This window comes from Ruegeria sp. AI3 (assembly GCF_056541245.1).
In genome coordinates, this window is record NZ_JBQFYA010000001.1 from 341,749 (window position 1) to 366,598 (window position 24,850).

Sequence of the window (24,850 nt, forward strand, 5' to 3'; positions counted from 1 at the left end):
TCCTGGATTTTGTCGCAAGCTAGGGCCAGTGAGGGGCAAGGTCCAGCCTTACCCATTGTCTTTCCAACGGACCATCTGACGCATGACACCGTGCAACATCTGCACATCCGCCCGCGTCATCCGCATCCGCGACCACAGGTTGCGCAGATTGGTTTTCATGCCTTCGGCCTTTTCCGGCGGGTAGAAGAAACCAGCCTCTTCCAGCCGATCTTCATAGTGTTCGACCAGCTTCTCGACCTCGATCCCGGTCGCCCAGTCGCCCTTGCCCAGATCGGTGGCCTCATGCACCACATCACCGGTCTGACGCATCCATTCATAGGCGGTCAGCAGCACGCATTGCCCAAGGTTAAGCGAGGCATATTCCGGGTTCACGGGCACGGAGATGATGGCATTGGCCTTGGCGATATCCTCATTCTCAAGCCCGGCGCGTTCGGGGCCAAAGAGAACCGCCACCTTTTCGCCCGCAGCAACCTTTTCAGCCGCGATCTGCATGGCGCGTTCCGGGCTGTAGACGGGCTTGGTCAACCCGCGTTGCCGTGCGGTGGTCGCAAACACGAAGGTTGTGTCAGACAGCGACCCAGCCAGATCTTCAAACAGTTGCGCTTCATCCAGAAGCCGACCAGCGCCGCTGGACATCGCCACCGCCTTAGGGTTCGGCCACCCGTCCCGAGGGGCCACGATCCGCATCCGGTCCAGCCCGAAATTCCACATCGCCCGCGCGGCGGCCCCGATGTTTTCGCCCATTTGCGGGCGCACGAGCACAAAGGAAGGCTGAGAGGTGTCACTAGGCATGGCTGTCTCCGAAAGTTCCGCCTGCTCTAATCACCCAGCCTCATCAGGGCAACCCGATCCTCTTCTTCTGTTCCCAAATACCCGCTCGGCAGGCATAAAAGTTTGCTTCCCCCACTCAATCCGCTAAACCGCGCCAAAGAATGAAAGCGAAGGACGCGCTAATGGACACCCCCGAGCAGCCTCAGATCTATCTGATCACACCGCCGACCATCACGCTTAGTACCTTCCCCGACCAATTGGCGCGGGTTCTGGACGGGACCGAGATTGCCTGCATCCGGCTGGCCTTGGCTGGCAGCGACGAGGACACGATCGCCCGCGCCGCAGATGCCTGCCGCGAGGTTGCCCATGCGCGGGACGTGGCCATCGTGATCTCGAACCACGTTCTACTGGCGCAACGGCTGGGGCTGGACGGCGTGCATCTGGACGATGCAGCGCGCTCGGTCCGGGCTGCGCGAAAGGAGCTCGGCACAGATGCGATTGTCGGCAGCTTTTGTGGGGCCTCCAGCCATGACGGCATGACGGCTGGCGAAGCAGGCGTTGACTATGTCGCCTTCGGCCCGGTCGGAGCATCGTCATTGGGCGACGGCACTCTTGCCGAAAAGGATCTGTTCCAATGGTGGTCGGAAATGATAGAGGTTCCGGTCGTGGCCGAGGGCGGGTTGACCCCAGACCTGATCCGCAGCCTGTCACCGCATACGGATTTCTTCGGCATCGGTGATGAAATCTGGTCGGCCGAGGACCCGTCGGCAGCACTGAACGACCTGTTGTCCCATATGGCTAGCTGAGTATCAGCGGCTCGGCCAACCAATAGACGGAAATTCCCGCAATCAGGATCGAGGCCAGAACCGATATCCGGCCTCGCATCCTCTCAGACGCTCCGGCAATCAGCGTTGAAATCGCAAAACACGCGGCGGCTATGGCGTAAAGCGCCACCAGCACCCCGCCCGCATAGCCGAATATCGCGGGTGGCAAATGATCCGGTGGGACTCCAATCGTCGCCAGCGAGGTGTTTAGCGCGATCCCACACAACAATCCGGCACCAAAAACAGCGAGCAAGCGGAAAACGGTCAGACGCCTGAGAACCAAATTCCACAGCGCCAACAAAAGCGTTGCAGCCGTAAGCGCTTGAGAGGCAAACGGCAAAGCAACCGCGCCGTAGACCGAAACCGCCAGACCGAAGATCAGCCCGAGGGACACAAACAACATCTGCGCCAACAACGGACGCAGGCTGAGGGTCAAAAAGACCAGCGACAGCACAAGGGCAATCTCGTGATAGCCATACGGCAGGATGCGAGAGAGCCCCTTTGGCAGAAACACCTGCAGCACCTGTTGCGGGCCGAGCGCGGCACCGCCTTGCAACGGGATTAGAGGGCTGACCTCTCCGGCGACCAGATAGCCCGTGTAGGGTGCGTCGACACGCTGTTGTTTAACGACGGCAGGCCCATGCCCCTCGGGCCATGTCAGGCGCAGACTGGACGCGCCTTCCGGCAGCGGCGCAGCCAGCAGCAGCTTTGACAAACGCGGAGTATCAGGATCACCGACAATGGGAATGCGCACGCCCTCATAGGACAGCCGGACCGGGCCTGCGAGTTCGACCCTCAGCGTCTCGGCCCAGTCTTTGACAAACGACCGAACCTCAGGCTCCAGCTCTGAGGAGACCCGCCGGCGCAACTCTCTGTACCGCGCGTCATCGGCGAAATCCGGGCGGGCTTCTGGGTCGATCCCGGCCACGAACATCTCGGCATTCAGCGTGACCTCAAGGAACAGAGTGTCTGCTTTCGTCCAGAACTCGACAATCGTCGGAGTGGTCTGAGCCTTCGCGGGCCACGCCGAAAGCACCAGAAAGACAGGTAAAATCAGGAGAAAACGGAAAATACCGTTCATCTGCGACGCTCATCAATAAAATCATCAATCATACAGGTCGAGTGTCCCGCCGAACGCGTCGGATCGCAAGTCGAAACGACCGCGGGCGAGATCACAGAGGCCTTATCTCTGTTACCGCTGACGTTCTGACTTGCACGGCCCTCGGTGCTGCGGCATGACAACACCATGACTCAGAACAGTGAAATCCTGTGTATCGGCTCGGTCCTGTGGGACGTGATCGGACGCTCAGCCAGTGCCATGCGGCAAGGATCGGACGTGCCGGGGCGGATCACGCGCCTGCCCGGCGGCGTCGCCATGAACATCGCCATGACGCTTGTGCGGTTTGGCATGACCCCAACCCTGCTGACTGCCATTGGCCGCGACCCGGAGGGTGACGAGCTGGTCCACGCTTGCGCCCGGCTCGGCATGGTCACCGACCATATCTACCGCTCGCAAGACCTGCCGACCGATCGCTACATGGCGGTCGAAGGGGCCAACGGTCTGATCGCGGCCATCGCTGATGCCCACTCGCTTGAGGCTTCGGGGGCGAAAATCCTGCGTCCGTTGATGCACGGGCCGCTGGGCTATGAGAACACGCCGTTTGAAGGGCCCATAGCGCTAGACGGCAACCTAACGCTGGACCTTTTGGAAGAAATCGCCCAAAGCCCCGCCTTCGCCAAGGCGGACCTACGGGTTGCACCCGCCTCACCCGGCAAAGCCGAGCGACTGCTGCCCTTCCTAAAACATGCCCGCGCGACGCTCTATGTGAACCTCGAGGAGGCTGGCCTGCTGTGTCAGCGCGAGTTCACCGATTCCGAATCCGCCGCCAAAGGCCTGCTGGACCGGGGCGCGCTGCGCGTTCTCGTCACCGATGGCGGCAATTCGGCCACCGTTGGCTCGGCCTCGGGCGTTCTGACCCAGACACCTCCGTCTGTGCTTGTAACTCGCGTGACCGGCGCGGGCGACACATTCATGGCCGCTCATATCGCTTCAGAATCAGACGGCGCCGATGCGCAAACGGCATTGACCCGCGCGCTCCACGCCGCTGCAACCTACGTTTCAGGAGAAACTCCGCTGTGATCCCTATCCACTACTCTGCCGAGGTCCGCGCCGCGAAAGACGCAGGCCACCCCATCGTGGCGCTTGAAAGCACCATCATTACCCACGGCATGCCCTACCCTCAGAACGTTGAGGTCGCCGCGCAGGTGGAACAGGACATCCGCGATGCCGGAGCTGTGCCAGCCACCATGGCTGTGATCGAAGGCGTACTGCATGTGGGCCTTGAACCCGACCAGTTGCAGGCGTTGGGCCAGGCTCAGGGTGTTGCGAAAATCTCACGCGCGGATATGGCGGCGTGCATCTCGACCGGCGGGACCGGAGCCACAACCGTGGCCGCAACAATGATCGCCGCGCAATATGCGGGGATCGAGGTGTTTGCGACCGGCGGGATCGGTGGCGTCCATCAGGGGGCCGAGACCACGTTTGATATCTCAGCCGACCTGCATGAGCTGGGCCAAACCCCTGTGACGGTCGTGGCAGCGGGTGCCAAAGCGATCCTCGATCTCGCCAAAACGCTGGAAGTGCTGGAAACGCTGGGCGTTCCGGTCATCGCCTATGGTCAGGACACGTTTCCCGCCTTCTGGTCCGCGCAATCCCCATATGCCGCACCGCTGCGCATGGACAGTGCCGACGCCATCGCCAAGGCTCATGCGACGCGCCGCGCGCTGGGCCTACCGGGCGGTCAGCTGGTCGCGAACCCAATCCCAACCGCAGACCAGATCCCGGCCGAGGAACTGGCCCCGATCATCGCTGCAGCCCAAGCAGATGCCGATGCCCATCGGATCACCGGCAAGGCCGTCACACCCTACCTACTGCAGCGGATCTTTGAAAAGACCAAGGGCCGTTCACTCACCGCGAACATCGCCTTGGTACGCAACAACGCACGATTGGCGGCGAATATTGCTAAGGCACTGGTAAACGGCGCGTAAACCTGCCCTATTGCACCGGCGCATCGGACTGCTTAGGTAGTTTTGCAAACCACTCGGACCTGTAATGAACACACCGTTTGACGAAGAGCCCCACCGCCGCCCCGGCCTGTTCTCGCGCCTGCGCGGTTCTTTTCTGACGGGCATCGTTGTTATTGCGCCAGTCTGGCTGACAATCTGGCTGATCTGGTCCGTCGTGGGCTGGATCGACAGCGCTGTGTTGCCGCTGGTGCCACAGCAGTTCCGCCCTGAGGAATATGTGGGAATCAACCTGCGCGGCGTCGGGGTCATCATCTTCCTGGTGTTCACCATTCTGGTCGGCTGGGTTGCTAAAGGTATCTTGGGCCGGTCCTTCATCTCGTTCACCGAGAGCCTCGTCGATCGGATGCCCATCGTCCGTTCGATCTATTCCGGGATCAAACAGATCTCGGAGACGGTATTTGCGCAAACCGAGCGCTCCTTCGAGAAAGCCTGCCTGGTGCAATATCCACGCCGTGGCATCTGGGCCATCGGGTTCGTTTCGACCACAGCAAGGGGTGAGGTTAGCAATCGCGCGGAAACAGGCGGCAACCTCCTGAGCATCTTCATCCCGACAACGCCCAACCCAACTTCCGGCTTTCTGCTGTTCTTCCCGGAAGAAGATGTGATCCTGCTGGACATGTCGATAGAAGAGGCCGCAAAGCTCGTAATCTCGGCCGGTCTGGTCTATCCCAACGAAAAAGACCCGACGCAGCCGCCAGAGTAATCAGCCAAACATCGCGGGCAGATCGACGGTACTGTGCTGTCCAAGATCATCCTTGTGGCGCGCCAGAAACCCATCTGCCGCGTCGCGGCCCGCGTGCTTCAACTTGTGCAGGATCACCGGATTGGGCACCGTTTTGGTCGCCACAGACAAGCTGTTCATCAGCTCATTATCCGCAATCATGTGGACCAAAACGCGGCTCATCTCACCGGCTTTCAGCTTGCCTTCTTCCAGCAGTCGCTGAACAAAATTAATCGCCCGCAGCTCGCGGAACAGGGATGAGTTAAAGCTGATCTCATTGATCCGGTTCTGGATTTGCTGCGGCGTAACCGGCAACTCGTCCCGTTCCAGAGGGTTGATATTCACGATCACCACATCATCCGGCAGGTCGTCCTCGAACAACGGGTACAGCGCCGGGTTGCCGGTATAGCCGCCATCCCAATAGGCCTCAGTCCTGTCGGTCTTGGTATCATAAATCTCGACCGCTTTGAACAGCGTCGGCAAACAGGCCGAAGCCAAAATTGCATTTGTCGAGATCTCATCGCCCGTGAACACGCGGATCTTGCCGCTGCGCACACAGGTGGCGCACACAAACAGACGTGGCCCCTGATCAGCGCAAACCTCATCAAAGTTGAACCGGTCCACCACGGATTCCAGAGGGTTCGAATAGAATGGACCATAAGCATAGGGCGACACCATCCGCGACCAAGCATCGCCAATGGAGTAAGGCAGCGAATACTCCATCGCCTGCGCAATGCTCGCAGGCTCAAGCCCCCTGAACCAGTTGGCAATACGCATATCACCAAGGGCCCCCATGCGTTTCCACAATCCGTCCAGCCGCGCCCGCGCGCCCTCGCGCCCATTTGCAACCATGCCTGACTTGAACGCAGCCCCGTTCAATGCCCCGGCTGAAGTTCCGGTGATCGCCGCGACCTCGATATCCTCTTCATCCAAAAGCCGGTCGAGAACACCCCAGGTGAACGCCCCATGCGCCCCACCGCCCTGTAAAGCCAGATTGATCCGTTTCATGGTTCCGCCTCTTCATCTGGCCAACAATACCTCGGGGGTTTGGGGGCAGAGCCCCCATGAAACCTCACAAAGCCGTCCAGCCCCCATCGACCGAGATCGTCGTACCAGTGATCTGCGCCGCTGCATCCGAGCAGAGGAACTGTACCGTCCCGCCCAATTGCTCGACCGTGGCGAACTCCTTGGACGGTTGCCGCTCCAGCATGACGTTCTTGATCACGTCCTCACGGCTCATGTTGTATTCCTTCATCGTGTCAGGGATTTGCGCTTCGACCAGAGGGGTCAGCACATAGCCCGGACAAACCGCATTGCAGGTGATCGGCTCTTGCGCGGTTTCCAATGCGACGGCCTTGGTCATGCCAACAACACCATGCTTGGCCGCCACATAAGCCGCTTTGAACGGAGAGGCCGTCAAACCATGGGCCGAGGCGATATTCACCACGCGCCCCCACCCGCTCGCGCGCATCAACGGCAAGGCGGCGGCGGTCGTGTGGAAGGCCGAGTTCATGTTGATCGCAATGATCGCGTCCCATTTGTCGATCGGGAACTGGTCAATTGGCGACACGTGCTGAATACCCGCATTGTTCACCAGAATATCGCAGGAGCCCGCCTTCTCGATCAGGGCGCGACATTCATCCCCTTTGGACATATCGGCCTGAATATAGCGCGCGCTCGTACCGGTCTCTTTCGAAATCTCTTCGGCCAAAGCGTGATCTTCATCCCGATCCGTGAACGAGTTCAAAACCACGTCCGCCCCGGCCTTCGCCAGTTCGCGCGCGATGCCCAGACCGATGCCCGAATTTGATCCCGTGATGATTGCCGTTTTTCCCGAAAGGCTCATGACTGCATTCCCTCTGAGTTCACCTGAAACGCAGAGTGCCATGCTGCACCTGCAAAGAAAACGGGGAACTGCAGAATGAGTGGCTGCAAATCTGCAAAAAAAAACGCCCGCACGAAGCGGGCGTTAAGTTATTGAGGCAGGTTTCATACAGGCAAGAAACCTATCGAGCAGTGAGACCTTTATAAGCAATTCTGCGCTTTCGTCCAAGCTAAAAGTTTGAAAACAAGAAAAATCATCGCTACGATGAATCCCAACAAAATAAGGCCAGAGCAGGATTGTTTCCAAAATGAGCCCGTATTTTTCACACCCGCTTCGTGGTTTGGCAGCGGGAATCGCCCTGCTTTTTGCGTCCTCACTGGCACAGGCAGAATCGACTCATGGCATAGCTATGTATGGCGACCCGGCCTTACCACCGGATTTTGTGTCTCTACCCTATGCGAACCCAGAGGCACCCAAAGGCGGCAAAGTCGTTTTCGGAAATACCGGCGGCTTTAACAGTTTGAACCCGTTTGTGCAAAAAGGCACCCCTCCGTGGCAGTTAAGATTTTGGACCCACGAGAGCCTGATGGGCCGCTCCTGGGATGAACCTTTCACTCTTTACGGGCTGTTAGCCGAATCGGTTGAGACTGCACCAGACCGGTCATGGGTGGAATTCACCCTCCGGGAAGAGGCTCGATTCTCCGATGGCACCCCGGTCACAGTTGACGATGTGATCTGGTCTTTCCAGACCCTCGGGACCGAAGGGCATCTGCGCTATCGTGGTCTCTGGTCCAAGATCGACAGTATCGAACAGACCGGTCCGCGCTCGGTCCGGATCAGCTTCAACGAGGCTGACCGCGAACTTGCATTGATCGTGGGGCTGCGCCCGATCCTTCAGAAAGCTCAATGGGAGGGGAAGGATTTTGCCGACGCGCAGCTGCACGACGTTCCTGTCGGAAGCGGACCCTATGTGGTCGAAGATTACGAGGCCGGTCGCTACGTGAACCTGCGTCGAAATCCGGACTATTGGGGCGCTGATGTTCCGTTTCGCCAAGGCACGATGAATTTCGATGACATCCGGATTGAATTCTACGGCGATGCCACCGTTCTGTTCGAAGCCTTCAAAGCCGGAGAGCTTTCCGCCGTGCGTGAGTTCAACGCCGACAAATGGGACACGCAGTACAGCTTCCCCGCCGTTCAACGTGGCGATGTGATCAAGACCGAGATCCCGCATGGTAAGCCCTCGGGCATGACCGGGCTGGTGATGAACACCCGCAAAGCTCCGTTCGACGACTGGCGCGTGCGTGAAGCCCTGATGCTGGCCTTCAACTTCGAATTCATCAACGACACGATCACCGGCGGTGCGCAGTCGCGGATCTCATCCTATTTCTCGGGCTCTGATCTGGCGATGCAACCGGGACCCGCGACGGGGCGCGTTGCGGACCTGTTGGCGCCCTATAGCGCAGACCTGATCCCCGGAACGCTTGAAGGCTACGCCCCACCCGAGGGCGACGGCTCGGCCCGAAACCGCGCGAACCTGCGTAAGGCGGCAAAACTGTTGGCCGAGGCTGGCTGGACCATTCAGGACGGCGTGCTGCGCAATGCAGCGGGTGAGCCGTTTCAGATCACCGTTCTGCTGCAACAAGGCGATGGTGAGATGCAGACAGCGGTCGAGATCTACACCCGTGCGTTGGAACGTCTGGGCATTCAGGTCACGACTGAGCGTGTCGACAATGCGCAATATACCGGGCGGGTATCTGAGCTAGATTTCGATATGACCCCGTTCCGCCGTGCCCTGTCACTGTCACCAGGCAATGAACAGCGCCTCTATTGGGGCAGCGAGTCCGCTGATGCACCGGGCACGCGCAACCTGATGGGCGTCTCCTCACCCGCTGTTGACGGGATGATCGACTCCATGCTGGCTTCGGAAAGCCGCGAGGATTTCGTGGCCGCCACCCGCGCCCTCGACCGCGTTCTGACGGCTGGCCGATACGTGATCCCGATCTGGAGCTTCGACGTCGGCCGCATCGCCCATGTCAGTGCGCTGAAATACCCCGAAACTCTGCCGATCTACGGCGATGGCCCGCAATACCTGCCCGAGGTCTGGTGGTACGCTCAGTAGAACCACGCGCATAGGGTGTAGCGCACCGGACCTAACACCTTATGCACGCGATGATCGGCAAAAACTGGCACATTCTGCGATGAACAAAATCATGGGTTCATAGCACAAAGGCTCCCTATATATGGGCGTTTCACCGGATTTTGCACCAGACCCGCCGCGCAAACCTGACTCTGATCGGCATAATTCTGATCAGGCCAGGGGTGCGACATCTTGTCATGTCTTACGCAACGTTAACTCCTCCGTACCCTACTCGTAGGGGAGAGCCGTCCTGAAACCCGAAGAAGGAAAGCTCGCAGATGCTGAACTGGACCGATCTGACACAAGACTGGAACGCGTGCTACGCCCGCGCGAAACGCCGTTTTCCCAACCTGAGGGACCAGGACATGCCGCGCGTTGGCAAGGATCGCAAACAGTTCGAAGCTTATCTGGCCGAACGCCATCACCTGACCGTCAATGAAGCTCACGAAGAGGTCGAGGATTTTCTGTTCACGGAATCGCTGAACCGCGAATTGAACTGATCCTAGGCCAGTGACGTCACCCAGAGGATGGTCGCATCCTCATCGCTGACCGAAATCACATTATGCCCCATACTGCCGTCGTAATAGGCGCTGTCGCCCCGGCGCATCTCCACTGGTTCGTAGAACTCGGTGTACAACCGCACGACGCCGGTCAGGACGTACATAAACTCCTCCCCGTCGTGACGCACCCAACCTTCGAACTCATCCATCGAACGGGCGCGGACGCGGGCGCGATAGGGTAGCATCTGCTTTTTGGTCAGGGTTTCGGCCAGCAACTCATGTTCATATGTGGCGGTGGCATGTGCAGCCCCTTCGCCAGACCGGGTCACGGCCATACGGCCAATCACCTGCTCACGCTGCGGCGGGGTGAAGAGCTGAGGCACCGAGATCTCCAACCCGATGGCCAGCTTTTTCAGCGCATCGTACGTGGGCGACATCTGGCCATTTTCGATCTTGCTGAGCGTAGAACGCGCCAGACCGGCCTGCGAGGCCGCCTGCTCCAGCGTCCAGTTGCGCGCCTTGCGCAATTCGCGCACGCGGGCGCCCAGGTCCAAAGGCTCGGGTTCCGTGTGTTCGCCTGCATCGCGGGCAATGCGGATCAGGGATTTGGGATCTTGGGTACTCATGCCATCGTCTATAGGGCGCACAAGCCGCGCTTGCAACGCGCCATGGGCCGGGTTAGCCAGTTGCCATGCTGTCAATCTTCGATCAGGGGCCACCGACGCCCTGCCCGACCCCGTTCAATCTGGCCGCTCATGTGTTGGGCAAGGCGGATGCGTTGACCGATAAAACGGCCCTGTCCGTGTTGCGCCAAAACGGGTCCGAAAACTGGAGCTATCGCGCATTGAAAGCCGCCGTTCTGGGAACGGGTCAGGGCCTGTTGCAGGCCGGACTGCACCCCGGGGACATCGTGCTGATGCGTCTTGGAAACACCGTCGAGTTTCCGATCGCCTATCTTGGGGCCATCGCCGTCGGTATCGTTCCTGTTCCGACCTCATCGCAACTGACCGAGCCGGAAACCGCGCGGATCATCGCGGAGCTTTCGCCCGCCGCCATCTTGCGCGACCCTTTGGTGGATTGCGCCCAGCATCCACGTCAGATCCATCTGGACGACCTGATCGCCATGCATGACCTACCGCCCGCATCGTTCGATATGGGCGACCCCGAGCGTCTGGCCTATGTGGTCTATACCTCGGGGACCTCCGGCAAGCCCCGCGCAGTCGCCCATGCTCATCGTGCGATTTGGGCGCGTCAGATGATGGTCGATGGCTGGTACGGGCTGACTGAAAAGGACCGCCTGTGCCACGCGGGTGCGTTCAATTGGACCTATACGCTGGGCACCGGCCTAATGGATCCGTGGACGATCGGCGCTTCGGCCCTGATCCCTGAACCCGGCACCGATATGTCTCAATTACCGCAAATGCTGCGCCAAAACCGCGCGACGATCTTTGCTGCGGCACCGGGTGTTTTCCGCAAGATGCTGTCCGGTACGGATCGGATTGAGCTGCCCGATTTGCGCCACGGCCTATGCGCCGGGGAAAAGCTGTCTCGGTCGCTGCATGCCCAGTGGGAAACGGCCACCGGAACGGAGCTCTACGAAGCGTTCGGCATGTCCGAATGTTCAACCTTTATCTCGTCGAGCCCGACCCATCCTGCGCGCGGGGATGCCCTCGGACAGCCGCAACCGGGCCGCCGAGTCGCGATCCTCGGGCCGGAGGGACCCGTGCCGCAAGGGACCGAGGGGACCATCGCCATTCACCGCTCCGACCCCGGCCTGATGCTGACCTATCTGAACGCACCCGACGAGGCGGCCGACCGACTGCAAGGCGACTGGTTCCTGACCGGCGATCAAGGCGCCATGGCCGTCGATGGGCAGATCACCTATCTGGGGCGCGACGATGACATGATGAACGCAGGCGGCTACCGCGTCTCGCCGGTTGAGGTCGAATCCGTCCTGTCCCGCTATCCCGGCATCACTCAGGTCGGGGCCGCAGCCGTCGAGGTTAAACAGGACACATTTGTGATAGCGGCCTTCTACTCCGGCCCCGATAGACTGGACGAAGACGCTCTGCACGCCTATGTCCAAGCCAATCTGGCGCACTATAAACAGCCGCGCGCCTTCGTTCACCTTCCCGAGTTGCCAACCGGCGGCAACGGCAAACTCCTGCGCCGCGCGTTGCCGGCCTATTTCAAGGCGTCCACCCCATGAGCCAAACAGACACCCAGACCGTCAAGCTTGATATCCTGTCCGATCCGATCTGCCCGTGGTGCTACATCGGCAAAACCCATCTGGACAAAGCTTTGGCAAAACTGCCGGACCATCCGTTTGTGATCGAGTGGCACCCATTCCAGCTGAACCCCGACATGCCCGATGCCGGCATGGATCGGCGCGAATATCTGGAACGGAAATTCGGCGGCAAGGACGGTGCGGTGCGCGCCTATGCGCCCGTGGTCGAACATGCCGAAAATGCGGGCCTCAAAATCGACTTTGAGGGGATGAAGCGCACACCAAACACTCTGGACGCGCATCGCCTAATCCACTGGGCTGGGATCGAGGGCAAGCAGAACGCCGTTGTCGATGCTCTGTTCGACGCTTACTTCGTTCAAGCGCGTGATATCGGCGACCCAGAGGTCCTGTCCGACATCGCTGACAGCGCTGGTATGGACGCGGCAGTGGTGATGAAACTGCTCAAATCCGACGCCGACCGCGAGGATATCCGCAACCGCGACACCCACTCACGTGAGATGGGCGTCAGCTCGGTCCCGACCTTCATTGTTGCCAATCAGCATGCCGTTCCGGGCGCGCAACCTCCTGAAATGTGGGAGAAAGTGATCGGAGAAATCATGTCTCAACTTGAGGCTTCCTCTGCATAGAAGCACAGAGGTCTGTGCGAAATTCCGGTCTGGCGCAACCTGATCTGCCGTGATAGCGCGATCAGGTAAGGAGTCCCCATGACCAACCGCATGTCTCGTGGAGAGTTCATTGCGCTGATCGCAATGATGTTCTCGACCATCGCCTTTTCGATCGACTCGATGCTGCCCGCCCTGCCCGAGATCGGCGCGCAGCTCAGCCCGGATGACGTCAATCGCGCACAGCTGATTCTGACGTCTTTCGTGCTTGGGATGGGGATTGGCACGTTCTTTACCGGCCCTCTGTCGGATGCGTTTGGCCGCAAACCGGTCATCTATGGCGGTGTTGCGCTCTATATTGCGGCCTCGGCCGTAGCTTGGGCCAGTTTCTCGCTTGAACTCGTTCTGGCTGCCCGTGTGGCGCAGGGGCTGGGTGCTGCGGGTCCACGGGTTGTGGCTATGGCAGTCATCCGCGATTTGTACTCGGGCCGGATCATGGCGCGCATCATTTCGATCGCGATGCTGCTGTTCACGCTTGTACCCGCCGTGGCGCCCATGTTGGGGGCCGGAGTGATCGCCCTGTTCGGCTGGCGCGGTATCTTTATGTCCTTCATTCTGTTCGCGCTGATCGTCTGCGTCTGGATGGGAACCCGCCTTCCCGAGTCGCTGGCCGTAGAAAACCGTCGCCCCTTCCGCCTTCCACTGATGGTCGCCGCAACGAAAGAGATGTTCGCCCATCCAACCGTGCGTCTGTCGATCATGGTGCAAACGCTGTGCATGGGGATATTGTTCACCATGCTGACCATGGTTCAGCCCGTCTATGACGTCATCCACGACCGGGCCGAGAGCTTTCCGTTCTGGTTCGGGTTCGTCGCCCTGATGTCCGGATCGGCCAGTGTGTTGAATGCGGCCCTCGTGGTGCGCGTCGGCATGCGCCGCATGGTAACATGGGCGCTCGGGGCGCAGATTGGCATCACGGCGCTGGTGATCGTGACCAATTCCTTCCCGCTGTCGCCCGACGCCTCGTTTGGCCTGTTCGTTGCCTGGCAAACCACCGTTTTCTTCATGGCGGGTGTCACCATGGGCAACCTGAACGCCATCGCGATGGAGCCGATGGGGCATATTGCCGGCATGGCGGCCTCTGTCATCGGCTCGGTCTCGACCGTGCTCGCCGCGGCCATTGCCGCTCCGGTCGGGCTGCTGTTCGACGGCTCAATAGTGCCTTTGACCACCGGCATTCTGACCATGTGTATCCTGGCCTTTGGCCTAATGATCCACATGGGGCGCATCGAAAACAGACTGCTCGCCTGAGGATTTTCAGCCCGGATCAAACGCGCTACGCTGTCCCGACAAACATGGCGGAGGGTCAGTTATGAGCGAGTACTACGATCTGGGCACCTATTCCTGCCCTGTTTCTACAGCATCCGCTGAAGCCCAACTCTGGTTTGACCGAGGGCTGGTCTGGACCTATGGCTACAACCATGATGAGGCCGTCGCCTGCTTTGAAAAAGCCGCCGAACATGACCCAAACTGTGCCATGGCGCATTGGGGCGTCGCCTACGCGGCTGGCCCGAACTACAACCTGCCGTGGGATTTGCAAGATGACCGGGGACGGCAAAAAGCCCTGACCAAAGCCTTTGACGCCACGCAAAAGGCGCTGAGCCTAACCGATAGCTGTACCGAAGTTGAAAAGGCTCTGATCCACGCCCTGCCGTCCCGGTATCCGCAGCGCGACACGACCGAGGGCATGCATGATTGGGACTATGATTTTGCCGACGCTATGCGCGCGGCCTTCAAAGCTCAGCCAAATCACCTGGACCTGCGTACAATCTATGTTGAGGCGCTGCTCAACCTGACGCCGTGGCAAATGTGGGACCTGTCAACTGGTCAACCCGCCGACGGGGCCGCCACGCTTGAGGCGCAAGAGGCGCTGGAATGGGCTATGCAGAACGACACCGACGCCATGTCTCACCCCGGCCTTCTGCACCTGTACGTTCACCTGATGGAGATGTCCCCAACCCCCGAAAAGGCCCTCAAAGCGGGCGATATCCTGCGCACTCTGGTCCCGGATGCAGGCCACCTTGTGCATATGCCGACGCATATAGATATCCTCTGCGGCCACTATCAGAACGTGGTGCATTGGAACCAGAAAGCCTCGGAAGCGGACCTGAAATACTATGAGCGTGAAGGGGCGTTCAACATCTACACAGGCTACCGCCAGCACGACTATCATTTCACCATCTATGGCGCGATGTTTCTGGGTCAGATCGAACCGGCCCTGCGGGCCAACCAGGGTATCTGGGACACGACCCCCGAAGAGATGTTGCGCATCGAGAGCCCGCCCATGGCGGATTTCTTTGAAAGCTACATGTCCATGGGGCCTCACATCCTGATCCGCTTTGGCCGATGGGAAGAGGCAAAAGCGCTGGCGCTACCCAACGACCCCAACCTGTACCGCACGCTTACAGCAACCACCCACTACGCCCGCGCGCTTGCTTTCGCCGCGACCGGCGACGTGCCCAAAGCCGAGGCCGAGGAGCAGCTTTTCCTTAAAGCAAAGGACCGAGTGCCCGAGGCTCGGCGATTGCACAATAACCGCGTCATCGATCTGCTGGAGATCGCGACCGAAATGCTGCGCGGTGAGATCGAATACCGAAAGGAAAACTTCGATCTCGCCTTCGCCCACCTGCGCCGATCTGTCGAATTGGACGACACATTGCCCTACGACGAGCCTTGGGGATGGATGCAACCCACCCGCCACGCGTTGGGCGCGCTGCTCTTCGAACAAGGCTATTTGACCGAGGCGGAAACCGTTTACCGAGAAGATCTGGGCCTTGGTGGAACTCTCAGTCGCGCCTCGATCCATCCGGACAATATCTGGAGTTTGAAGGGCCTGCACGATTGCCTGAAAGCCCGCGGTGATACGATTGAGCTACCTCAGATCAAACAGAGGCTGGACTTGGCCCTGGCAAGGGCCGACCGCGCAGTCGCCGCATCCTGTTTCTGCGCCCAGTCCGCTATGCAGACCTGAATCGCGCTACGCGCGATGCCTCCGGCGGAGGTATTTTTAGCCAGATGAAGTCCGGATCCAATGCTTCATCTGGCCGGAAATATCCCGGGGGAGTCGCGGCTTGCCGCGGCGGGGGCAGCGCCCCCCTTCCTAACTATCCGCCTGTTTTGGCCTTTTTTCTTTCTGCCACGACTTTCTCAGCAAGGTCACGCGCAATCGCAAAAGCGCCTTTGATCTTGTCGCTGTCTTTCTTCCAGTCGCGCCGCACAACGATTTTGTTGTCTTTGACCTTCGCCATGCCGCGCTGGTTCTGGATGAATTCGACCAACCCTTGCGGCGAGGCGAATTTATCATTGTGAAACTGGATCGTCGCCCCTTTCGGCCCGCCATCCAGTTTTGCAATACCCGCGCGCTTGCACATGGCCTTGATGCGGACGACCAGCATCAGGGTGTTCACCTCTTTTGGCAGCGCCCCGAAGCGGTCAATCAGTTCCGCGGCAAAGCCCTCAAGTTCGACCTTGGTCGAGAGCGATGACAAACGGCGATAGAGGCCCAGGCGGACATCGAGGTCAGGCACATAATCCTCGGGGATCAGTACCGGTACGCCCAGATTGATCTGAGGCGCCCATTGGTCATCGGCGTCCGAAAGCCCTTCCATCTCGCCGGCCTTGATCTTGGCAATCGCCTCTTCAAGCATCGACTGGTAGAGTTCATAGCCCACATCGCGCATCTGGCCGGATTGTTCTTCGCCCAACAGATTTCCGGCCCCGCGAATATCGAGGTCCTGACTGGCCAGCGTGAACCCGGCCCCCAGCGTATCGAGCGACCCCAGAACGCGCAGGCGCTTTTCGGCGGTGGCGGTCAGCTTCTGGCGCGGCTTGGTTGTGAGGTAGGCATAGGCGCGGGTTTTTGAGCGCCCGACCCGACCTCGGATCTGATAGAGCTGCGCGAGGCCGAACATATCGGCCCGATGCACAACCATGGTGTTGGCCGTTGGGATATCCAACCCACTTTCCACAATGGTCGTCGCCAGAAGCACGTCATATTTACCATCGTAGAACGCGTTCATGCGGTCGTCGAGTTCACCTGCCGCCATCTGCCCATGAGCGACGACGTATGTCAGTTCTGGCAATTGCTCCTTCAGGAACTCTTCGATCTCAGGCAGATCCGAGATGCGCGGCACAACGTAGAAGCTTTGCCCACCGCGATAGTGTTCGCGCAGCAATGCCTCGCGGATCGTCACAGCGTCGAACTCGCTGACGTAGGTGCGGATCGCCAGTCGGTCGATGGGTGGTGTGCCAATGATTGACAGGTCGCGCACTCCGGTAAGTGACAGTTGCAGCGTCCGAGGGATGGGCGTTGCGGTCAGTGTCAGAACGTGGATATCCGAGCGCAGTTGTTTCAGGCGCTCTTTGTGGCCAACGCCGAAATGCTGTTCCTCGTCGATGATCAGCAGGCCGAGATTGTTGAAACGGACACCTTTCGCCAGCAGAGCATGGGTGCCGATCACAATATCGACTGTCCCGCGCGCCAGCCCGTCTCGAGTCTGTTGCGCCTCTTTCGCCGAAACAAAACGCGATAGCTGCCGGACCTCCAGAGGGAAGCCTCGGAAGCGTTCCTTGAACGAGGCTGCGTGTTGACGAGCAAGCAGAGTGGTCGGCGCAACGACGGCTACCTGCACGCCTGACATGGCGGCGACAAAGGCCGCGCGCATGGCGACTTCGGTCTTGCCAAAGCCCACATCGCCGCAGATCAGACGATCCATCGGCGCGCCGGAATGCATGTCCTCCATCACCTCGGAGATTGCGCGCAGCTGGTCGTCGGTTTCCTGATAGGGGAAACGCGCGCTGAACTCCTCCCACGCGTGGGGCGGTGGGTCCATCACGGGAGCTTTGCGCAGGGCGCGTTCGGCCGCGATGCGGATCAGCTTGTCCGCCATCTCGCGGATGCGCTCTTTCAGCTTGGCCTTTTTCGCCTGCCACGCGCCGCCGCCCAGACGGTCCAGCAGCCCTTCGTCGTGGCCGTATTTGGACAGCAGCTCGATATTCTCGACCGGCAGGTACAGCTTGGCTGCTTCGGCATATTCCAGCAGCAGGCATTCATGTGCCGCACCGGCGGCTGTGACGACCTCCATCCCCATGTAGCGACCGATGCCGTGGTCAACATGAACGACCAGATCGCCGGGGCTTAGGGATTGGGTCTCGGTCAGGAAGTTCTCGGCCTTGCGGCGTTTCTTGGGCTGACGGATCAGGCGGTCGCCCAGAACGTCTTGTTCCGCAATCACGGTCAGGTCAGCCGTCTCAAACCCATGTTCCAAGGCCCAGACCGCCAGATGGAGGCCCCTTTTGCCGATGCGCGTACCATCGGTGACCGGGATCGCCTCGGCCAGACCTTCGTCTTCGATCAAGCCGGTTAGACGCTCTCGCGCGCCTTCGGAATAGGACGCGATCAGCACCGGCCCCTTGTCCAGCTTGCCCTTGATGTGATCCGCCAGAGCACCGAACAGGCTGATGCTTTCCTGTTGGCGTTCGGGCGCAAAGTTCCGCCCGATCCGCCCGCCCGCGTCGATCACGCCGGGTCCGCTGGCCTGCGGCAGAGGGCTGAATTGCAGCACGCGCCGATCGCCCACGGCCCGATCCCACGCCGCGTCATCGAGATAAAGCAAACCCGGCGGTGTCGGCTTGTAAACCGTATCCATGCGTGAGCGGTTTTCCAGCGCCAGCCGCCGTGTCTCATACTGATCGGCAATCGTATCCCACCGCGCCAGACGCGCGGGTGAGACCTGATCGTCCAGAGAAATCGTCGCCTCCGGCAGATAGTCGAACAGGGTTTCCAGCTTTTCGTGGAAGAACGGCAGCCAATGTTCAATGCCCTGATGTTTTCGGCCCGCACTGACGGCCTCATAGAGCGGATCATCCGTGCCCGCCGCGCCGAATTCGATGCGATAGTTCTGACGGAACCGGGTGATGGCGGCCTCGTCCAGAATAACCTCGGATACGGGGGCAAGCTCGATCACGTCAAGCTTTTCGGTGGTGCACTGCGAGACCGGATCAAAGCGGCGCGCGCCGTCCAGAACGTCTCCGAACAGGTCCAACCGGATGGGGCCGGATTCGCCCGGAGGGAAGATGTCGATGATCCCGCCCCGGATCGCGTAGTCTCCGGGCTCCATCACGGTCGGGCTTTGGGTGAACCCCATCCGCACCAGAAACTTGCGCAGAGCGTCTTCGTCCACGCGTTGGTTGACGCGAGCGGTAAAGGCGGCCTCGCGCAGAACCTCGCGCGCGGGGACACGTTGAGTCGCAGCATTCAGCGTGGTCAGCAGTACGAAACGCTCGGGCATCTGGTGGACCAGCGCCGCCAGCGTCGCCACCCGCGCTGCGGCAATATCCGCGTTGGGCGAGACCCGGTCATAGGGCAGACAATCCCAACCGGGGAAAACGAAAACCGGCATATCTGGGGCAAAGAACGCAAGTGCTGCCCGCATCCCCTCGAGCCGCTTGTCATCGCGCGCCACATGGCAAACCGGCCCGCCCGAGCGCGCAATCTCGTTCAGAACAAGCTGTGCGTCATACCCTTCGGGGGCGCCGCCGACTGTCACGTGGTTCGGAGCCTTCATCCCTGACCCTTTCAGATTTCGCTATCCCAGAACGCCGATTGAAAGGTTCTGATACATACCCCACATCGAAGTGACCAGTATCGAGATCATGCCGATGATCTGCGTGTACAGGCGGCATCGTGACAGCGTCTTGGAGACCCGCTCCAAAGTCAGCTCGTGCCGCCGCAAACGGCGTGCGTGAAAGATGTTGATGAAGGTCACGATCACTAGGGGAAACAACAGTAGGAACACGGCCTGTGCGAATTCAACCCAATAGTAAAAGCCAAGTGTCGCCAACGCCGTAAAGACGAAACACGCCATTGCCAGCATCACCATGCCCGACACCTCGACATAGTAGAGCATACGGTTGGTGTTGATGCGCACGATGTCCAGCAGGTCAGCCTCAAGCTGGCCTCCGACGCGGCGGGCGCGGACTACCATGTCGTAGGGTACACCCATCGACCAGTGACTGGCCGAAGACCAGATCACAGCCAGAACAATCCAGAACCACAGATTCGAAAAGCTGCGCATGTCGATGAGTTCGAAAATCTTAGAGTACCAGTCCAAACGCAGCCCTTTATTCACAATCCTCAGAGGGTTCTGTCGCGATGGCGCGTCCATTGATGCCCTTGAGCCCTTGGCAAATTCATGCCACCCAATGCGGCAATGTTCAAGGAGGACGCGCCATGAAACCGACCATCGCCCCCTACCCCCAAACCCGATTTCGCCGGGCGCGTCAGTCCGATGCGATCCGCGGGCTGGTGCGCGAGCATACACTGACCAACGATGATCTAATCTGGCCGGTTTTCGTGCGCGACGGCGAAGGCGTTGAAGAGTTGGTGCCCTCGATGCCCGGCGTGATGCGGCGGTCGGTCGACCTGATCGCTAAAGCAGCGGTCGAGGCGCAAGCCCTTGGAATCCCCGCGATCTGCATCTTTCCTTATACCGATGCTTCACTCAAGACCGAGGATTGCGCCGAGGCCTGGAGTCCTGACAACCTCTCGAACCGCGCGATCCGCGCGATCAAGGCCGCGGCGCCGGATATCGCGGTCATGACCGACGTGGCGCTGGATCCGTACAACATCAACGGCCATGACGGCTATGTAGTGGATGGCGAGATCGTGAATGACCAGACCGTTGAGGCGCTGGTCAAGATGACACTCGCGCAGGCCGAGGCCGGGGCCGATATCATTGGTCCGTCTGATATGATGGACGGCCGGATCGGCGCGATGCGCTCGGCGCTTGAGGCGGCGGGCCATCACAACGTGATGATCCTCAGCTATGCCGCGAAATATGCCAGCGCCTTCTACGGCCCGTTCCGCGATGCGGTTGGTGCCTCTGGCGCTCTGACCGGCGACAAGAAAACCTATCAGATGGACCCTGGAAATTCGAACGAGGCCCTGCGCCTGATCGAGCGTGACCTGACCGAAGGGGCCGATATGGTGATGATCAAGCCGGGCATGCCCTATCTGGATATCTGCCGCCGTGTGAAAGACACGTTTGGTGCGCCCACCTACGCTTATCAGGTCTCGGGCGAATACGCGATGATCCAGGCGGCGGCGCAGAACGGGTGGATCGATGGCGACAAGGTGATGTTGGAGAGTCTGCTGGCGTTCAAACGCGCGGGTTGTGACGGAATCCTGACCTATTTCGCGCCGCAGGTCGCGCGGGTTCTTCAAGGCTAAAACCCCGACACCTCGCGATTTTTCGCCGATTGTTTCGCGGGTCGCGGCAGCTTTGTCGTGACATGCAGGGCCAATCGGCGTATTCTTGCACATAAGATCGGGAACACCCGACATATCAGGCACAGTTACAGAGACAAAAACCATGAGCAGTTCCACCCTTCCCCGACTGAACCGTCGCGGCTTTGCCTTGGGCATGGCAGGTCTGACCCTGACCGCAGCCTGCGGCAACGGCGTCGGCAACTCGAACGCGGCCACCCTTGATGCCCGTGTCGACGCCACCCTGACTGAGATGTTTGCCCGCTACCCCAACACGGTCGAGATCGCAGAAAAAGCCAATGGCATGCTGGTCATGCCCCTGATCACCGAGGCCGGGTTCGTATTCGGCGGCGGGTATGGTCAGGGCGCACTGCGCATCAATGGAGCCACGGTTGACTATTACTCGGCCGTCAAAGGCACCGCGGGTCTGCAGATCGGCGCGCAGCAATACGCACATGTCCTGTTCTTCATGACCGAGGACGCACTGAACGACTTCCGCCGCTCCAGCGGGTGGACCGCCGGTGCCGATATCGGCTACGTGGTCAGCGATCAGGGTGACCAGTTGTCGACCGATACGACAACCCTGCTCAGCCCGGTCTTGGCAGCCATCTTTGGCCAGGCGGGCCTGCAGATCGGCGCAACCGTCGAAGGCATCAAATACACCCGCATCATTCCTTGATTTTGCACTACCACGCCCCTCACTGAAGGACCTCGTCCCCTCTTGGGGCGGGGTCTTTTTCATTGCCACTTCAAGGCAGGTTTCCGCAGTGTTCCTCTTTCGGTCGGGGCGGCCTTGAAGTAACCTCTCGCCACGTGAAGAACGAATACAAGTGGGACGTCCATGGCTCTTGTCTTTCGCTGGTTGATACGCATCACCACGGGTCTTGTCCTGCTGGTACTTGCCGCCATCGGACTGGTCTATTTTCTGGCCAGCCAATCGCTGCCCGAATACGACCAAACCCTTGAGGTACAGGGTGTCACTGCCCCGGTTGAGATTATTCGTGATACGGCAAACGTGCCCCATATTCTTGGCGAAACCGACCCGGATGTGTTCTTTGGCTTGGGCTATGCGCACGCGCAGGATCGTTTGTGGCAGATGACCGTTATGCGCCGAACCGCCCAAGGCCGTCTGTCCGAGGTCTTTGGCGCGCGCACCGTTGCCATCGACAAGCTGCTGCGTAGGCTTGACCTCTACGGTCTGGCCCATCGCTCGGTCGAGGCGCAGGACGACTACACAAAGGCCGCGCTGCGCGCCTATTCCGCAGGAGTCAACGCCCGCCTCAGACAGATCAACGAAGAGGCTTTGGGCCGTGGCGCGCCTGAGATGTTTCTGTTCAACGCCCCAGTCTCTCCTTGGCAACCAGGCGACAGCCTCGCCGTGATCAAACTTATGGGGTTACAGCTGTCGGGCCACCTGAAAGATGAGGTTCTGCGCGCCCGTACCTCGCTGATGCTGGACGATCCGGCGCGGCTGGCCGACATTCTGCCGGACGTGCCCGGTGCTGGTATCGCCGCCCTGCCCGAATATGCCCAGTTGTTTCCCGGCCTGCCGCGCTATGCCACTGGGGCGCCTATGCCGGATACGCCGCTGTCGCCATTCCCCAAACGTGGTCTAGCCGGAGCGTCAAACGCATGGGTTGCCGCGCCGTCCCGCTCGGCCAGTGGCGGAACCCTGCTGGCCAACGACCCGCATCTGGGTTTCACCGCACCCGGAGTTTGGTACCTCGCGCATCTGGACCTTGCAAAGGGCGGCGTGATCGGTGCAACGATCCCTGGTATTCCCGCCGTGATGAGCGGCCGCAGCGACCGTCTGGGCTGGGGCCTGACCTCCTCTTATCTGGACGATCAAGACCTGCATATCGAGCAGCTCAACCCTGACAATCCCGAGGAATACCTGACCCCCGACGGGTTCAAGGAATTCCAAAGCCGTCCTTCGATCATCGAAATCAAGGACGAAGCCCCCATCACTCTGACCCTGCGCTGGACGGAAAATGGCCCGGTTCTTCCCGGCAGCCACTATGATCTGGAGACGATAACGCCACCCGGACATGTCGCGTCATTGTCCTGGACCGCACTCAGCCCGAATGACACGTCGATGAGCGCCTCAATGGCGCTGATGAACGCTGATACCGTGCGCGAAGCCGTTGACGTCGCAGAGAAATTCATCGCGCCGTCGCAGAACTTGTCCCTGGTCGACACCGAAACGATTGGCCTGAAACTGATCGGAGCAGTCCCTAAGCGCGACCGCCTGAACCAAAGCAAAGGGCGCATTCCAACGCCCGGCTGGATTGCGGAAAACCGGTGGCAAGGCCGCATGCCCTATGCCACCAACCCCGAGTTCACCTCACCCGCCGGTGGTCTGTTGGGCAATACCAACAATAAGATTATCGACCGTCCATTTCCCAACCATGTCTCATTCGAATGGGGTGACACGCAGCGCGTTCACCGCTGGGAACGGCTGATGCAATCACGCGAGGTCCATACCCGCGACAGCTTTATCGAAGCACAACTGGACACCGTCAGTTTCACCGCGCGCTCGCTGCTACCGCTGATCGGGGCTGATCTTTGGTTCACCGGCGCCTCGGCCCCCGAAGGCACGCCCGAGCGCCAGCGCCAGATCGCCCTGTCCCTGCTGGCCGACTGGAATGGCGAGATGAACGAACATCTGCCAGAGCCATTGATCTATGCCGCTTGGCTGCGTGCCTTGCAGATCCGCCTGATCGGCGATGAACTCGGCCCGCTGGCCAGTGAGTTCAAACATGTCGAACCTCTCTTCATCGAACGGGTTTACCGCGACATTGATGGCGCGTCGGTCTGGTGTGACGTACGCCAAAGCGCCCCGGTCGAGACCTGCTCGGACATGGCAGAGCTGGCGTTGGACGACGCGCTGATCTGGATCGCCGAGACCTACGGCACCACGCTGGAATCCCTTCGCTGGGGCGATGCCCATCAGGCCACCCATGATCATCCGGTTCTTGGGAGGGTTCCGGTCCTGCGCTATTTCGTTAACATTCGCCAATCGACCAGCGGAGGCGACAACACTCTGCTGCGTGGACGGACCTCGGGTGAAGGCCCCGATCCCTTCCTGAACGTGCATGGTGCTGGCTATCGCGGAGTCTACGATTTCGCTGATCCCGACAGTTCGGTCTTTATCACCGCAACCGGGCAGTCCGGGCATTTCCTGTCTCGCTACTATGACGATCAGGCGCAGCTGTGGCGGCGCGGAGAGTATATCCCGATGTCCCTCGACATTGATCTGGCGCGGGCCGCCGCGGTGGGTGTCACCACCCTCACCCCGCAATAATCCGCCCACTTGGCAATTCCCCGCCCCGAATTCCGAGGTGCCGTGGCATGATCTGTGGTTTCGTCCTACCATAATCGGGCGAAACCGCATCTAAAGGGGGGGATCATGGCCAGCATACGGGATACTCTGAACACGCTTGCGCGCGACTATGCCATCGCCTGGAGTTCGGGCGACCCAGATTCGGTCGCAAGTTTTTATGCACCTGACGGGCAGATCATCATCAACCGAGGCGACCCTCTCAAAGGCCGGGACGCCATCGCCGAGATGGCCCGAGGGTTCTATGCCGAATTTCCCGACCTCGAGGTCCGTTGCGACATGCTCCGCTGGGCCGGGTCACATGCGATCTTTGTCTGGACCCTTGAAGGGCACCATGCGGAAACCGGCAATCACGTGGTCACGCGAGGTTGGGAAGAGTGGGAGTTGACCGAAGACCACAAAGTACGGTCCTCATTGGGATGGTTTGACGCCGAGGACTATCAAAGACAAATCGACGGCAAATAGC

21 protein-coding genes are annotated in these 24,850 nt (G+C 60.0%); 14 read left to right on the forward strand and 7 right to left on the reverse strand.

Annotated elements, in window-relative coordinates; all coding sequences use genetic code 11:
* Positions 1 to 48: 48 nt before the first annotated feature.
* The gene (locus ACRZ95_RS01690; RefSeq protein WP_170676160.1) at positions 49 to 792 is read right to left on the reverse strand and encodes an RNA methyltransferase; all 744 of its coding nucleotides are present in this window, start codon (positions 790 to 792) and stop codon (positions 49 to 51) included.
* Between the two features lie 161 nt (positions 793 to 953).
* Here ACRZ95_RS01690 and ACRZ95_RS01695 point away from each other — a divergent pair, with 161 nt between their 5' ends.
* Positions 954 to 1,577, forward strand: coding sequence for a thiamine phosphate synthase (locus tag ACRZ95_RS01695; protein ID WP_170676161.1), 624 nt, complete (start codon positions 954 to 956; stop codon positions 1,575 to 1,577).
* Here the strand turns inward: ACRZ95_RS01695 and ACRZ95_RS01700 are convergent.
* Positions 1,570 to 2,676 carry a HupE/UreJ family protein gene (locus ACRZ95_RS01700; RefSeq protein WP_170676162.1) on the reverse strand — a complete coding sequence of 369 codons (1,107 nt, stop codon included), beginning with the start codon at positions 2,674 to 2,676 and terminating at the stop codon, positions 1,570 to 1,572. The genes ACRZ95_RS01695 and ACRZ95_RS01700 overlap by 8 nt on opposite strands.
* A gap of 165 nt (positions 2,677 to 2,841) precedes the next feature.
* Between ACRZ95_RS01700 and ACRZ95_RS01705 the strand changes: the two genes are divergently transcribed.
* The 3 genes from ACRZ95_RS01705 (at position 2,842) to ACRZ95_RS01715 (ending at position 5,385) form a co-directional block, all read left to right on the forward strand.
* Entirely contained in the window at positions 2,842 to 3,735 is an 894-nt protein-coding gene (locus ACRZ95_RS01705; protein WP_170466701.1) for a PfkB family carbohydrate kinase, read from the forward strand.
* On the forward strand, positions 3,732 to 4,643 hold the full coding sequence (locus ACRZ95_RS01710) for a pseudouridine-5'-phosphate glycosidase (protein WP_170676163.1): 912 nt from the start codon (positions 3,732 to 3,734) through the stop codon (positions 4,641 to 4,643). Before ACRZ95_RS01705 ends, ACRZ95_RS01710 begins: the two co-directional genes overlap by 4 nt.
* Positions 4,644 to 4,707: 64 nt before the next feature.
* Entirely contained in the window at positions 4,708 to 5,385 is a 678-nt protein-coding gene (locus ACRZ95_RS01715; RefSeq protein ID WP_170373840.1) for a DUF502 domain-containing protein, read from the forward strand.
* Here ACRZ95_RS01715 and ACRZ95_RS01720 read toward each other — a convergent pair whose 3' ends face one another.
* Together ACRZ95_RS01720 and ACRZ95_RS01725 are read right to left on the reverse strand one after the other, a co-directional pair.
* Positions 5,386 to 6,411, reverse strand: coding sequence for a patatin-like phospholipase family protein (locus ACRZ95_RS01720; RefSeq protein ID WP_170676164.1), 1,026 nt, complete (start codon positions 6,409 to 6,411; stop codon positions 5,386 to 5,388).
* Between the two features lie 64 nt (positions 6,412 to 6,475).
* Positions 6,476 to 7,249 (reverse strand): 3-hydroxybutyrate dehydrogenase, encoded by a 774-nt coding sequence (locus tag ACRZ95_RS01725; RefSeq protein ID WP_170676165.1) that lies wholly within the window; start codon positions 7,247 to 7,249, stop codon positions 6,476 to 6,478.
* Between the two features lie 286 nt (positions 7,250 to 7,535).
* Between ACRZ95_RS01725 and ACRZ95_RS01730 the strand changes: the two genes are divergently transcribed.
* Positions 7,536 to 9,350, forward strand: a complete 1,815-nt coding sequence (locus tag ACRZ95_RS01730; protein ID WP_170676166.1) for an extracellular solute-binding protein — start codon at positions 7,536 to 7,538, stop codon at positions 9,348 to 9,350.
* A 296-nt stretch (positions 9,351 to 9,646) separates the two neighbouring features.
* Positions 9,647 to 9,868, forward strand: coding sequence for a hypothetical protein (locus ACRZ95_RS01735; protein WP_170458509.1), 222 nt, complete (start codon positions 9,647 to 9,649; stop codon positions 9,866 to 9,868).
* A 2-nt stretch (positions 9,869 to 9,870) separates the two neighbouring features.
* Here the strand turns inward: ACRZ95_RS01735 and ACRZ95_RS01740 are convergent, their stop codons facing one another.
* A complete protein-coding gene (locus ACRZ95_RS01740; RefSeq protein WP_170373845.1) occupies positions 9,871 to 10,494 on the reverse strand; it encodes a helix-turn-helix domain-containing protein in 624 nt (207 codons plus the stop codon).
* Between the two features lie 65 nt (positions 10,495 to 10,559).
* Here ACRZ95_RS01740 and ACRZ95_RS01745 point away from each other — a divergent pair, with 65 nt between their 5' ends.
* From ACRZ95_RS01745 to ACRZ95_RS01760, 4 genes are all read left to right on the forward strand, one after another.
* Entirely contained in the window at positions 10,560 to 12,077 is a 1,518-nt protein-coding gene (locus ACRZ95_RS01745) for a class I adenylate-forming enzyme family protein (protein ID WP_170676167.1), read from the forward strand.
* Positions 12,074 to 12,742, forward strand: a complete 669-nt coding sequence (locus ACRZ95_RS01750) for a DsbA family oxidoreductase (protein ID WP_170373847.1) — start codon at positions 12,074 to 12,076, stop codon at positions 12,740 to 12,742. Before ACRZ95_RS01745 ends, ACRZ95_RS01750 begins: the two co-directional genes overlap by 4 nt.
* 78 nt (positions 12,743 to 12,820) lie before the next feature.
* Positions 12,821 to 14,029: a multidrug effflux MFS transporter gene (locus ACRZ95_RS01755; RefSeq protein WP_170676168.1), complete on the forward strand. Its 1,209-nt coding sequence runs from the start codon at positions 12,821 to 12,823 to the stop codon at positions 14,027 to 14,029.
* Positions 14,030 to 14,090: 61 nt separating this feature from the next.
* Positions 14,091 to 15,749, forward strand: coding sequence for a tetratricopeptide repeat protein (locus tag ACRZ95_RS01760; RefSeq protein WP_170676169.1), 1,659 nt, complete (start codon positions 14,091 to 14,093; stop codon positions 15,747 to 15,749).
* 133 nt (positions 15,750 to 15,882) lie between these two features.
* Here ACRZ95_RS01760 and mfd read toward each other — a convergent pair whose 3' ends face one another.
* Entirely contained in the window at positions 15,883 to 19,344 is a 3,462-nt protein-coding gene (gene mfd, locus ACRZ95_RS01765) for a transcription-repair coupling factor (RefSeq protein WP_170676170.1), read from the reverse strand.
* A 21-nt stretch (positions 19,345 to 19,365) separates the two neighbouring features.
* The gene (locus tag ACRZ95_RS01770; protein WP_170665031.1) at positions 19,366 to 19,890 is read right to left on the reverse strand and encodes a component of SufBCD complex; all 525 of its coding nucleotides are present in this window, start codon (positions 19,888 to 19,890) and stop codon (positions 19,366 to 19,368) included.
* A 119-nt stretch (positions 19,891 to 20,009) separates the two neighbouring features.
* Here ACRZ95_RS01770 and hemB point away from each other — a divergent pair, with 119 nt between their 5' ends.
* The 4 genes from hemB to ACRZ95_RS01790 all read left to right on the forward strand — a co-directional run bounded on the left by hemB (position 20,010) and on the right by ACRZ95_RS01790 (position 24,849).
* Positions 20,010 to 21,008: a porphobilinogen synthase gene (hemB, locus tag ACRZ95_RS01775; RefSeq protein ID WP_170676171.1), complete on the forward strand. Its 999-nt coding sequence runs from the start codon at positions 20,010 to 20,012 to the stop codon at positions 21,006 to 21,008.
* A 142-nt stretch (positions 21,009 to 21,150) separates the two neighbouring features.
* Complete coding sequence (locus ACRZ95_RS01780; protein ID WP_170373852.1) at positions 21,151 to 21,723, forward strand: lipid-binding SYLF domain-containing protein; 573 nt, start codon at positions 21,151 to 21,153, stop codon at positions 21,721 to 21,723.
* 162 nt (positions 21,724 to 21,885) lie between these two features.
* A complete protein-coding gene (locus ACRZ95_RS01785) occupies positions 21,886 to 24,348 on the forward strand; it encodes a penicillin acylase family protein (protein WP_170676172.1) in 2,463 nt (820 codons plus the stop codon).
* 105 nt (positions 24,349 to 24,453) lie between these two features.
* Positions 24,454 to 24,849, forward strand: coding sequence for a nuclear transport factor 2 family protein (locus ACRZ95_RS01790; protein ID WP_170676173.1), 396 nt, complete (start codon positions 24,454 to 24,456; stop codon positions 24,847 to 24,849).
* Position 24,850: the final 1 nt, after the last annotated feature.